Annotated in this window: 11 protein-coding genes; all 11 read left to right on the top strand. The window is 39.2% G+C overall.

Features of this window, described 5'->3' with window-relative positions; genetic code table 11:
- On the top strand, positions 1-918 hold a 918-nt coding region (locus tag Q0252_RS10670), incomplete at its 5' end, for an aldehyde dehydrogenase family protein (protein WP_297986116.1).
- A gap of 268 nt (positions 919-1186) precedes the next feature.
- On the top strand, positions 1187-1513 hold the full coding sequence (locus tag Q0252_RS10665; protein ID WP_297986114.1) for a GIY-YIG nuclease family protein: 327 nt from the start codon (positions 1187-1189) through the stop codon (positions 1511-1513).
- A 138-nt stretch (positions 1514-1651) separates the two neighbouring features.
- Positions 1652-3016 (top strand): L-lysine 6-transaminase, encoded by a 1365-nt coding sequence (gene lat / locus Q0252_RS10660; RefSeq protein WP_297986112.1) that lies wholly within the window; start codon positions 1652-1654, stop codon positions 3014-3016.
- 189 nt (positions 3017-3205) lie between these two features.
- The gene (locus tag Q0252_RS10655) at positions 3206-6181 is read left to right on the top strand and encodes an amidohydrolase family protein (RefSeq protein WP_297986110.1); all 2976 of its coding nucleotides are present in this window, start codon (positions 3206-3208) and stop codon (positions 6179-6181) included.
- A gap of 12 nt (positions 6182-6193) precedes the next feature.
- Complete coding sequence (locus Q0252_RS10650; protein ID WP_297986107.1) at positions 6194-7477, top strand: amidohydrolase family protein; 1284 nt, start codon at positions 6194-6196, stop codon at positions 7475-7477.
- Positions 7478-7538: 61 nt separating this feature from the next.
- Complete coding sequence (locus Q0252_RS10645; protein ID WP_297986105.1) at positions 7539-7793, top strand: DUF2007 domain-containing protein; 255 nt, start codon at positions 7539-7541, stop codon at positions 7791-7793.
- Between the two features lie 127 nt (positions 7794-7920).
- Positions 7921-9327 carry a TolC family protein gene (locus tag Q0252_RS10640; RefSeq protein ID WP_297986103.1) on the top strand — a complete coding sequence of 469 codons (1407 nt, stop codon included), beginning with the start codon at positions 7921-7923 and terminating at the stop codon, positions 9325-9327.
- A gap of 34 nt (positions 9328-9361) precedes the next feature.
- Positions 9362-10318 (top strand): HlyD family secretion protein, encoded by a 957-nt coding sequence (locus Q0252_RS10635; RefSeq protein WP_297986102.1) that lies wholly within the window; start codon positions 9362-9364, stop codon positions 10316-10318.
- Between the two features lie 25 nt (positions 10319-10343).
- Positions 10344-11597 (top strand): ABC transporter permease, encoded by a 1254-nt coding sequence (locus Q0252_RS10630; protein ID WP_297986100.1) that lies wholly within the window; start codon positions 10344-10346, stop codon positions 11595-11597.
- Positions 11598-11720: 123 nt separating this feature from the next.
- On the top strand, positions 11721-12719 hold the full coding sequence (locus tag Q0252_RS10625) for an alpha/beta hydrolase (RefSeq protein ID WP_297986098.1): 999 nt from the start codon (positions 11721-11723) through the stop codon (positions 12717-12719).
- Between the two features lie 81 nt (positions 12720-12800).
- Positions 12801-13361, top strand: coding sequence for a Crp/Fnr family transcriptional regulator (locus tag Q0252_RS10620; protein WP_297986095.1), 561 nt, complete (start codon positions 12801-12803; stop codon positions 13359-13361).
- The last annotated feature ends 352 nt before the right edge of the window (positions 13362-13713 follow it).

Raw genomic sequence — 13713 nt, 5'->3', positions numbered from 1 at the left:
ATGATTGTTGCCGATCATAAAGTTGGACAAAAATTAGTAGAAGATAAAAATATTCCTTTGGTTTCATTTACCGGTTCTACAAGAGTTGGACGAATGGTTGGAGCAAAAGTCGCGGAACGTTTCGGAAAATCTATTTTGGAATTGGGCGGAAACAACGCGATTATTATTTCAGAACACGCCGATTTGGATATGTCGATAATTGGTGCGGTTTTCGGAGCGGTGGGAACTGCGGGACAACGCTGTACTTCAACGCGCCGTTTGATTATCCACGAATCGGTTTATGATGAAGTGAAAAACCGTTTGGCAAAAGCATACGGACAACTGAAAATCGGAAATCCTTTGGACGAAAAAAATCACGTGGGTCCTTTGATTGACATTGATGCTGTAAAACAATATGAAGCTTCCATCAAAAAATGTAAAGAAGAAGGCGGGAAATTTCTGGTTGAAGGCGGCGTTTTGCAAGGTAAAGATTATGAATCCGGTTGCTACGTAAAACCGTGTATCGCAGAAGTTGAAAATTCCTATGAAATTGTTCAGCATGAAACTTTCGCACCGATTTTATACTTAATGAAATACAAAACCTTGGATGAAGCCATCGCAATGCAAAACAATGTTCCACAAGGATTGAGTTCTGCAATTATGACTCAAAATCTTCGCGAAGCCGAACTCTTCCTTTCTCACGCCGGTTCCGACTGTGGAATTGCGAATGTGAATATAGGAACTTCCGGTGCAGAAATCGGCGGTGCTTTCGGAGGTGAAAAAGAAACAGGAGGCGGCAGAGAATCCGGTTCCGACGTTTGGAAATATTACATGCGCCGGCAAACCAATACGATAAACTATACTACAAGTCTTCCTTTAGCACAGGGGATTAAATTCGACCTTAGCGGAAAGAAAGAAAATAAAGTGGACGCGGTGTAATATTAGGAGCGGCTTCGACAGGCTCAGCCTGACAATAAAAAAGAAGAAATTATGTAAAAAACAAAGCGATATAACGTCTAAGGCAGTGTCAGGCTGAGCTTGTCGAAGCCTTTAAAATAATAGAATTGCGGTTTGAATAAATATATTAGTGTCAGGCTGAGCCTGTCGAAGCCTTTTTTAAAATGCAAATTTTTATTAACATAGTTTAGTTACTTGAATAAAGTCTAAGGCAGTGTCAGGCTGAGTTTGTCGAAGCCTCATTAAATTAATGAAATCATACTATGTCTATATAGCAAAATGTTCTGATAATTCTTATTACACAGGAATTACAAACGATGTAGAAAGAAGAATTAATGAACATAATGACGGACTAAATGCTGAATGTTATACTTACAAACGCAGACCTGTTACTTTAGTATTTTATCACGAATTTGGAGAGGTTGAACAAGCAATCTTATTTGAAAAACAGGTGAAAGGCTGGAGCAGAAAAAAGAAAGAAGCGATCATAAATAATCAATGGGAATTATTGCCCGAATTGTCAATGAATAAAGAAAAAAGGCTTCGACAGGCTCAGCCTGACAAACCGAAAGAATGATTAAAAAAAATAATAGTAAAGAAGTAGTATCACGCTGAGCTTGTTGAAGCGTTCGTAATACAATAAAAAAGGCTTCGACAGGCTCAGCCTGACAAACCGAACTAAACAAATATTAACCTCAAATCATAAAGAATAAAAATGAACAACGCGATCGCATCTCATCCACAACCTACCAACAACGTTAAAGAAATCCTTTCAAGACACATTCTTGCAGACGGTTTTGATTTTGTGATGGATATTGAAAAATCCCACGGTTCGTGGATTTACGATAAAATGTCTAACACCGAATTTTTGGATATGTTTTCGATGTTTGCTTCGGCTTCCATTGGTTACAACCATCCCTATTTGGTGGAAAATTCGGGGTGGCTCGGAAAAATGGCCATCAACAAACCGACTTTAGCCGATGTTTATTCAGATGAATATGCTGAATTTATGGAGGTTTTCGAAAGAGTGGCGATTCCGGAACATCTGCAATATGCGTTCTTTATTTCGGGCGGAACTTTAGGTGTTGAAAACGCGATGAAAGCATGTTTCGACTGGAAAACCCGTAAAAATTTAGAAAAAGGAATTAATAAGGAAGCCGGAATTTGTATTCATTTTAAACAGGCATTTCACGGAAGAAGTGGTTATACATTGAGTTTGACGAATACTTCAGACCCAAGAAAGCACATGTATTTCCCGAAATTCGATTGGCCAAGAATTATCAATCCACATTTGAATTTCCCGATAACGGAAGAAAATTTGGCTGAAACAATTAAAAATGAAAATTTGGCTTTGCTTCATATTACAGAGGCGATTCTTTCTAATCCAAACCAAGTGGCGTGTATTATTATCGAACCAATTCAGGCTGAAGGTGGCGACAATCATTTCCGCGACGAGTTTTTCCTTGGTTTGAGAAAAATTTGTGATGAAAACGAAGTGTTATTAATCTTCGATGAAGTACAAACTGGCATCGGAATTACCGGCAAAATGTGGGCTTTTGAACATTTTACAGCAAGACCTGATATCATTTCTTTCGGTAAGAAAACACAGGTTTGTGGTGTTTTGGCGAACAAAGAAAAGTTTGACGAAGTTCCGCAAAACGTTTTCAGAGAAAGTTCCAGAATTAATTCAACTTTCGGAGGAAATTTTATTGATATGATGCGTTTGAAACTGATTTTGGAAGTGATTGAAAAAGAAAACTTAATAGAAAACGCAAAAAATGTTGGAGATTTCTTACTTGAAAATCTTCAGAATCTTCAAAGGCAGTTCCCTGAAATTATTTCCAACGCAAGAGGTCGCGGTTTGATGTGCGCAATTGACTTTCCGGATGCTGCTTTCAGAGATAATGTCCGCGAAATGTTATACAAAGAAAATGTGATAATTTTAGCTTGTGGTGACAAAAGTTTAAGATTTCGTCCGCATTTGAATGTAACCTCTGCTGAAATTTTAATGGCTCTTAACAAACTCGAAAAAGTTTTGAATGAAATTGGTGTTGCAAAAGCTGCGGACGCCTCGATTTAAATTTCAATCCCATAAAAATTTTGAAACGGACATTTTACAGTCCGTTTTTTTTTAATAATAAATCATTTAAGATAAATTAAATGTTATTTTTAATTTAAGTTGAGATATTTTTAACGAAAACAATCTGTTTTTCATATTAATTTATAAATTTGATAAACTTAAAAAAAATTCATAAAAAATTTTAAAACCATGATAAAGAAAGTACTTTCTTTACTTTCTCTGGGCGTATTTTTTGGCGTTTCCGCGCAAATCGGTTACTGGCCAAACGACACCAAAGGAAAGGACAAAAGCCTTTATGCTGTTACCAACATCACGCTTTTTCAGGATTATAAAACTAAAGTAGATAATGCGGTTCTGGTTTTTCAGGAAGGAAAAGTAATTGCTTCCGGAAAAGTTGCAGTGCCGAAAAACGCTGTGGTTATTGATGGGCACGGTTCTTATGTGTATCCATCTTTCATTGATTCCTATGCAAACGTTGGTGTAGAAAAAGCAAAACGAAGCGAGTACAACTCCGGAAGTATGTACGTCCCTTCCGATGCTACGTCATCTGCTTACAATGATGCTGTAAAAGCAGATACAAGAGCTGTTAATACCTTTACCAATCAGGGAAAAGATTATGAAGACTATCTGAATCAGGGATTTGGCTCGGTGTTGAGTTTTAATGAGGACGGAATTGTTCGTGGTTCTGCAGTTTTGGTAGGATTGGGAAGTGGTTTGGCTTCAGAAAAAGTCATTAAAGAGGACGCGGCTTTTATGCTTTCTTTCGATAAAGGTTCTTCCAAAATGTCGTATCCTACAGCTTTGGTTGGCGCAATTGCTTTGATTCGTCAGACTTATATTGATGCAGATTGGTACGCAAAAGGCGGTTCTTCAGATAAAAAAAACACCAATCTTGAAGCCTTCAACAAATACAAAAAATTACCAACCATTATCGAAACCGCTGAAAAGTGGGACGTCATGCGTGCTGACAGAATTGGTGATGAAGCCGGTGTGCAGTTTATTTTTGTAGGTTCAGGAAACGAATATCAAAGAACAAAAGAAATTAAAGCCACGAACGGAACTTTAATTCTACCTTTAGAATATCCAAAACCATATCAAATCGCTGACGCATTGGATGTTGAAGATTTGGATGTTGCAGATTTAAAACATTGGGAATTAGCGCCTTATAATGCGGTTTATTTGGCTAAAGAAAAAATTCCGTTTGCATTGACGATGTTCAAAATGAAAGACAAAGGTTCTTTTCTTGATAAACTTCGGGATTTAAACAAAAAAGGACTTTCTAAAGAAGAAATTCTGCAGGCTTTAACAGAAAAACCAGCACAATTGCTTCAAGTCGCGAACTTAGGAAAACTGACGAACGGTTCTTACGCGAATTTCATCATGACTTCCGATGATTTGTTCAACAAAGAATCTGTGATTTACGAAAACTGGGTTTTAGGAAAGCAAAATATCATCAATAAAATGCCTGAAAATGATGTACGCGGTGATTATAAATTAACGGTGAACAATCAAACCTATGATTTGAAAATCAAAGGAAAAATTACAAAACCCGAAGCCGAAATTACACAGGGTGACAAAAAAGGAAAAGTAAAATTGGCTGTTGCTGATTACAAAATGGCGATGGAACTGAAATTACCAAACGATTCTTTACAGAATTATCGCGTAATGTATCCGATTGCAGATTTCAAAAACAGAACTGGAACTGCAATTAACAAAGATGGAAATCAAGTTCCTTTCTCGATTTCTCATGTAAAAGCATTCGAACCGGAAACGAAAAAAGACGAAAAAAATAAAGTGGATGAACCCGGAAAAGTGTGGTATCCATTTTCGGCATTTGGTTCTGAAAGCATTCCAACTCAAAAAGATTATCTGATTAAAAATGCCACCGTTTGGACCAACACTTCAAAAGGAATTAGTAAAAACCTTGATGTGAAAGTTTCAAAAGGAAAAATCGTTCAGGTAGGTTCCGGACTTTCTGCCAGAAATGCAACCGTAATTGACGGAACAAATCTGCATCTCACCAACGGAATAATTGATGAGCACACGCATATTGGTTTAGGAAGAGGAATTAATGAAGCAGGTTCGAATAATTCGGGAGAAGTAAGAATGTCGGATGCCATCAATCCTGATGACGTCAATTTTTACAGACAATTGGTTGGAGGTGTAACTTCCGCACAACAACTTCATGGTTCGGCAAATCCAATTGGAGGACAATCGTCGATCGTGAAATTCAAGTGGGGCGAAAATGCAGATAATATGAGATTTCCGGATGCAAAAGCCTACATCAAATTTGCTTTGGGCGAAAACGTGAAACAGAGCAATTGGGGCAATAATCCGAACCGTTTTCCACAATCAAGACCGGGAGTGGAACAGGCTTTTGATTTTTGGTTCACAAGAGCGAAAGAATATGAAAGAGAAAAGGCTTCCAACAAAAATTACAGAAAAGATTTAAGGCTGGAAACCATGCTCGAAATCTTGAATAAAAAGCGTTTCATCACTTGTCATTCCTACGTTCAGAGCGAAATTAATATGCTGATGAATGTCGCGGATAAATTTAATTTTAAAGTTCAAACCTTTACTCATATTTTGGAAGGCTATAAAGTGGCTGATAAAATGAAAGAACACGGCGTAAACGCTTCAACATTCTCGGATTGGTGGGCTTACAAAGAGGAAGTTCGTGAAGCAATTCCTTACAACGCAGCGCTTTTGCTTCAAGCCGGAGTAAATACTGCGATTAATTCTGATGATGCTGAAATGGCGAGAAGACTGAATCAGGAAGCTGGAAAAGTCGTAAAATACGGAAATGTTTCTCAGGAAGATGCCTGGAAAATGGTGACTCTTAATCCTGCGAAAATGCTTCAACTCGATAATAAAGTTGGAACTATTGAAGCCGGAAAAGATGCTGATTTGGTACTTTGGACCGACAATCCGTTGAGTATTTATGCTAAAGTGGACAAAACTTTTGTGGACGGAATTCTGTATTTCGATGCTTCAACACAACCATTGAGAGACAAAATGGTAAAAGACGAAAAGAACAGAATTATCCAAAAAATGCTGTTCTCGGACGATGCTAAAAAAGGAAACACTCAAGCCGTGAAAAAAGAACAACCTGCAATGTACCACTGCGATACTTTGGAACAGGAAGGCTTAAATCATCAGGATTAAAAAATAAAAATCATGAAAAAAACATTCAATAAAATATTTTCACTCACCGTTTTGATTTCCGGATTTGCGATGGCGCAAAGACCAACTCCGGCTCCCAAACAAACCGTTCCTATTGCCATTACCGGAGCAACCATTCACACCGGAACCGGAAGTGTTTTGCAAAATGCTACCCTAGTTTTTGATAACGGAAAAATAACCGGATTAAATTCCGCAGTTCCCACAAATGCAAACGTGATTAATGCATCCGGAAAGCACGTTTATCCCGGATTTATATTGGTAAATAACACTTTGGGTTTGGTTGAAATTTCTGCAACAAGGGCAACGGTCGATTTCGGGGAATCCAACGATTTTACGCCCGAAGCAAGAACCGTAATTGCCTTTAATACCGACAGTCACGTTATTCCAACCATTCGAACTAATGGGATTTTGCTTACGCAACCTACAATGAAAAACGGTATTATTTCCGGAACTTCTTCTGTGATGAATCTCGACGCTTGGAACTGGGAAGATGCGCTGGTTTCAAAGGACAATGTTCTGAATGTTTCCTGGCCTGCAAACCGAAAATCTACTGACGAAAAACGCGATAAGGAAATGAAAGAAGCGAGAGCAAAAAATTTGGCAGAACTCAAATCAATTTTTGCAAGAGCGAAAGGTTACGATGCAAAAGCCGGAACTAAAGATTACAAACTTGAAGCAGTTGCGCCAGTTTTTGATGGTTCTAAAATTTTGTTTATTGAAGTTTCCGGAGCTAATGAAGCCTTGGAAGCCATTCAGTTTGCGAAAGATAATAGGGTAAAGAAAACCGTTTTGATTGGCGATTCTAATCTGGCAAGCGTTCTGGATGAAATTAAAGCATCAGGTTTTCCTTTGATTATTACGAATCCACATTCTTTACCGCCAAATTCTTCAAGTTCGCCGAGATTGCCTTACGAATTCGCTAAAATGGTTTCGGATAAAGGAATTTTATATGGTTTGGATTACAGTGGAGATAAAGAATATTCGGATTCCAGAAACCTGCCTTTCGGAGCCGGAACTACTGCAGCTTACGGTGTTGAGAAGGAAAAAGCGTTGCAAAGTATTTCCTACAATTTGGCTAAAATTTTAGGGATTGATAAAGATTACGGAAGTTTAGAAGTTGGGAAAAGTGCCACTTTATTTATTTCAGACGGTGATGCTTTGGACCAGTTGACAAATAATGTAACGGATGCTTTTATTGATGGCAGAGCATTGAATCTCAACAATCAACAAAAAGAACTCTACAAAAGATATAAGGAAAAATATTCTTTGAAAGATTAAATTATTTTTTGAATAATACACTGAAAAGTTGTAACTTAGAAGTCCAAAACCGAAAATGAATATGGAAAGACAAACGAGAGTGGCCGTTTTTGAAAGCGACAATCCGTCCGAAATACAAATTATCAAAGCAAAACTCGACGAAGCTAAAATTGGAAATATTACTGAAAACAGTTACATGACTTTCACTACAACACCAACAGCAACAAGCTTGAAACTTAAGGTGAGTTTAGCAGATGAAAAGAAAGCTTTCGAGATTATAGACAGTTATTTACAGGGAAAAGAAGAGTTTAACCAAGAAAAAAATACAATTTCATAATTTTAAATTTTACGTTTTACAGGAACTGGAGCTTATTTTTGAGCTTCAGTTTTTTTTGACATTTATCAAAGGAATCTATTTGCAGCTATCGGAAATTTGCATGTTCAATTTTACAAACAAACAGAAAATGAAAACTATACACAAATTCCTTTTGGGCGCAGCTTTTTCGTTGCCGCTCACGCTTTATGCGCAGCAGGCACCTACGCTGCAGGAACTCATCAGCAATGCGCTGCAGAATAATGAAACGCTGAATCAGCAGGTTTTAGAAAACAAATTCACGAAACTCGACGACGAAAAACTGAATGATGTGTTTCTTCCAAAAGTGGAGATTACCGGGAAAACAGGTTATATGTACACTTCAGCGCATATCAGTTCACCGGAAGTTAAAGTACCGGCAGTGCCTCCGGTTTTTCCTGGAGCGGTGGTCCCTGAAGGACAACTGAGCAATAATCTCAACATTTCCGGTCTTTCCGCCTCTGCAAAGGCCGAAGCCAGTATGGTGATTTATTCAGGCGGAAAGGTGAAATATCTGAAGGAAGCCAACCGCGAGAAAAATCTTTCGGAAGAAGTGATGATGCAGAAAACCAAGGACGACGTTATTACCGAAATTTCCAAAGCATACGACCAATTGTCGCTGGTTTACGAATCCAAAAAAGTTCTGGATCAGTCCAAAAAACGTTTGGAAATCAATAAAAAAACGGCAGATAAAGCCTTGGGTTACGGTTTGATTACGCCTTACGACCACAAAAAAATAGAACTTGCACAGGCCACTTTGGATTCCAAAATGGTGGAATATGAAGGTAAAAAGGATCTTCTGATCACTCAGATCCATCTGTTGACCGGCATCGAAAGGGAGCGTATTGCCATGATTGACCACGACCTTCAGCCGATAAACTACGAAGTTCTGAACGAAACCGTTGAAAACAGGGCAGAGGTGAAAGCACTTCAACATGGTATTAACGCGACAGATTTAAAAATTAAAGCCGAAGAGAAATGGTGGGTTCCGAAAGTTCAGGCACAGACTTCGCTGTCGTATTTCGGGCTTTACAACAACCACATTACAACCTCGGATGAAATTTTTCCCGGCACTGGAAAAAAACTCGATTTGCATCCTAGTGCCATAAACGTATTTCCCATGTTTACCGCAGGAATTGGCTTTAAATGGGAGGTTTTCGACGGTAATGAAGGCAAACACGCCATTGAAAAAGCCAAAATAGATAAAGAAATTCTGGAGAGCAAACAGAAAGACGCAATTAAAAAATTGAATTTAAACCTCGCCAACAACCAAACCAATTACAACATCGCGAACGCACAAATCAAACTGAAAGAAAAGGCAAGACAGATTGCAGCAAAAGGTTTGGAACAGGTAGAAAAGGAATTCAGATACGGCACCAAAACCTCCGCCGCACTTATCGAAGCAGAAACGGATTTACAGAATGCCGAGCTGGAACTGCAGACCGCAATTTTCAATCAGAGAGTTTCCGCTGTTGAACTGATGAAATCTACCCAAAACCTTAATCCTGAAAATCTTTAATTATTAAAAAAAAATTAAAAAACAAGCAAACGAAATGAAATCTACATCAAAAATACTTTCTGTTCTTACCCTGTTAACTTTAGTTAATTGCAGCCAAAAGCCCACAGAACGTGCCATTGAAGGTAAAACGAGAAAAGAACTCGTTGCTTTTTCACCAAAAGTAACCGGGCGAATCCTGGAAATTTATGTGGAAGAAGGGCAAACTGTAAAAGCCGGTGATACGCTGGCAAAGCTAGATGTACCTGAAGTTTCCGCAAAAATTGCACAGGCAAAGGGGGCGACTTCCGCAGCCAGGGCACAGGCTCAAATGGCAAGAAACGGTGCTACCGCCGACCAGTTGCGACAGTTGAGAGCCAAACAAAAAGGGCTGCAGGAGCAGTACCAGTATGCGCAGAAAGCCTACAACAGGGCTAGAAATATGTACCGTGACAGCGTGCTTTCGCCACAAAATTATGATGAAGCCTTTGCGAAATACCAGGGCGCCAAAGCACAGTTGGACGCTGCAAATGCCGAACTTCGCGATGTGCAGATCGGTACGCGATACGAAAAAATAGAAATGGCGGAAGGACAGGCTAATCAGGCGATGGGTGCTCTGCAGGAAGCGAATGTGGCTTATTCTGAAAGATATGTGATCGCTACAAACGATATGGAAATCGAAACAGTATCTTTGAACAAAGGCGAACTCGCGACTGCCGGTTTTCCGCTCTTTTCAGGCTATATTCCGGACACGACTTATTTCAGATTCACCGTTCCGGAAAGTAAAATTTCATCTTATCAAAAAGGGAAAACCGTAAAAGTGGTGGTGAATTACAACCAAAAAGAAATTACCGGCCGCATTGTTTCCATCAAACAACTGGCAAGATACGCCGATATCACGACGGCTTTTCCGGATTATAATCCTGAAGATGCGGTTTATGAGATTAAGGTAATTCCGGATAATCGGGCCCAGTTGGGCAATATTCTGGTGAACTCTAATGTGGTTTTAAAATAAGTGACGGAATTTTTATTCTATTAAAATGAAACAGTTAAGATACTTACTGAAAAGAGAATTTCGGCTCTTTTTTACCAATAAAACCATGCTATCGGTGTTCTTTATGGCGCCGGCATTCTACGCATTGCTTATTGGGTTCACTTATAAAGAAGGTAAGGTTGAAAATATTCCGGTAATCCTCATCAACCACGATAAAACACCTCTTTCCGACCAGATAACCCAAATGTTTGAGGACAACCACACCATAAAAGTCCTGAATTATATCGATGAGCCGGCTCCCCTGAAAGACGAGGTCATCAAGACCGAAGCTGCGGCTGTTGTCATCATTCCGGAGCGGTTTGAAGCGCTGATGCTGCAGAAAAAGTATCCGGAAATCACGGTTTACATCAACACGTCCAATGTCCTCACCGCGAATTTTGCTTCGAAAGCGATTCAGCAGATCTTGGGAACATTTTCGGCAGGTGCAGAGATCAAGGCGCTGCAGAAAAAAGGCATGAATGCAGAAATTGCGAAAACCCAGTACGAACCGTTTAAAGCCAATTACATCACGCTATTCAACACCACGAGTAATTACCTGATTTTTATGTGGCCTGCGATGATGGCGGTGGTACTGCAGCAGGTGATTTTGATGGCAATGGCAGTCACTTTTGCTGCGGAATTCAAGCGCGACAGTTTTAAACGTGATTTTGCCGGTAAACACAAATATGCGGTGCTGGTGATGGCTATAAAATGCCTTCCGGTGTGGATTTTCGCCAATTTCAACATCCTGTTTTTCTACCTGTGCAGCCTTTATTTTAAAATTCCGTCACCGGTAAATGTGCCCAACTTCTTCCTGCTGACCGCAATTTTCGTGGTGGCATCAACCAATTTGGGTGTGCTGTTCAGTATTTTGGTTCCTGATGCGCTGAAGGCGACACAATATCTGATGGTGATTGCTTCTCCGGCGTTCATTGTAAGTGGATTTACGTGGCCAACCTCGGCGATGCCTCAGTTTGTGCAGTATTTCAATTCCATTATTCCCTTAACGCCTTATCTGGAGGCATTGAAAATCATGGTTGTGGAGCGTGGCTCAGATTATTTAACCCAAAAATACTTCATCCATCTTTTGATCCTGGCGTTAGTGTATTTTGTATTAGGCTGGATTGCGCTTAAAATTAAAATCAGTTCACTCTACAAAAAGTACCATATTTCAGAAGATGATGAAAGCGATGATTTCGATGAAATTACAGCATCAGAGAATAATCTTAACGAAAACGGCTCAACACCGCAAGAAATATAAAGTTTTCATTTCTTTATAGTTTGTTTGTTCGTCCGGGAAGCAATTTCCGGACGTTTTTTTTGATAAATGTCAAAGCCAAATTTCAAAAGAAGCCCGAACTTTGCGTTAACAAACAACTGGACAATGAAAAAGAACTTTTTACTGCTGCTGATTTTCCTTTCGGGGTTTTTCTTTTCGCAGGAATATAAGCCGGATATTTTGGGAAACGGTTATGAGCAGAAAACATTGAATTTTCCCAACGATTATGAAGGGAAAGTTACCGCAACTATCATCCGCAAAAAAGCGAAAAGTCCTGCCCATAAAGCTGTGTTGTATATTCACGGGTTTAACGATTATTTTTTTCAGGCGGAAATGGCTGAAAAATTCAATGAAAAAGGGTTTGACTTTTATGCTTTGGATTTAAGAAAATATGGGCGTTCTTATCTGCCGCATCAAACTTTTAATAATGTCAGAAACCTGGACGAATACAATGCCGAAATCGATGAGGCTTTAAAAATCATCGCTGCTGAAAATCATAGCAAAATTCTGCTGGCAGGGCATTCAACCGGCGGCTTGATTACGACACGGTATATGAAATATCACCCCGGAAATCCGAACATTGCCGGACTTTGGGTGAACAGTCCGTTTTATGATTTCAATATGGGGTTTCTGGCGCAAAAAATTGGGGTTCCCATCATCAGTGGTTTGGGAAAACATCATCCTGACACCAAAATTGGCGGTGGATTTTCCACTTTTTACGGTGAAAGCCTACATAAAAATTTCAAGGGCGAATGGAATTATGATTTAAAACTGAAACCCAATGCCAACGGCAAAGTCAGTTTTGGCTTTATCCGAGCTATTCACCGTGCACAGAAAGACATCCGCAACGCAGAACTCAAGGTGCCGGTATTGGTTATGCATTCTGAAAAATCGGGCTATCCAAAAGTCTGGAATGAGGAAGTGACTTCCACCGATATCATCCTGAACGTGAAGGATATTCATAAAAATGCTGAAAATTTTAAGGGGAATGTCACTATAATTCCTGTAAAAGGCGGCATTCACGATTTGGTGCTTTCCAAAAAACCGGTGCGCGAAAAAGTGTACAACGAGCTTTTCAGTTGGCTGCTGAAGATTGGTTTGTAATAGTTTATTTTTAATGTTTAGTTAGTGAATAATGCCTTATTTCTGGGGCATTATTTTTATTTTTGTAGAAATTGAATCCTGATGACTTTTCCCGAAATCCTTTCCACCTACATCACCATCGACGATGATATCCGCAGTTTTCTGAACACCCAGACCGAAAAAATATCTGTGAAAAAAGGAACCGTTATCAGCGATCAAAACACGCTAAACCGCAAGGTGTATTTTGTAGAAAAAGGGCTTCTGCGCTCGTTTTATTTTGAAAAAGGAAAAGACATCACCACCAATTTTTACCCCGAAAACAGCATTCTCGCCAATAAAGACACCATTTTTGAGAGAATTCCGGCACGGCATTCCATTGAAGCTTTAGAAGACAGTGAGATTGTCTTTTTCCGTTACTCGAAAATGGAAGAACTCTGCGAAACTTCGCTCACCATTGCCAATTTCAGCCGCCGTGTTTTGGGACTTCTGATGACGAATATGGAAAGGCGCATCAATTCCTTGCAGTATATGACGGCAAAGGAAAAATATATTCAGCTTTTAGAAGAAAATTCTGATATACTTTTGCGTGCGCCGCTTGGGATGATAGCCTCTTATCTTGGCATTTCTCAGGAAACTTTGAGTAGGATTAGAAGTGAGGTTTAGAAAATATATAAAACTACAGACAAAGATGCTATTTGAGTGGCGGTGCGAAAAAAAATTCAATAGTTTGTAAAAATTTTATTCTTGCGTCTGAAGAACGCTAGGTGACTTAATAAATGTATATTTACAACACAGACCATGAAGCAATGGCGTCTTTACGGCTGTTGGCTTCGATGCGTGCTTTGTAGTTAAGAGCTTTTCGGTACAGGTTTGAAACCTTTATAGCCTTAAAACGGTTATGTTTATCTGGTAGTTTTAAACTCAAAACATATCAGTAATTTTAAGTGTAACGGAATAAATGTATAACTGGAATATATGAGTAGGGGATTTGTGAAAGAAGGTGATCAGGAGGAAG

The organism is uncultured Chryseobacterium sp., assembly GCF_936933875.1.
GTDB lineage: Bacteria > Bacteroidota > Bacteroidia > Flavobacteriales > Weeksellaceae > CAKZIK01.
This window is presented reverse-complemented; position numbering and strand designations above follow the sequence as displayed.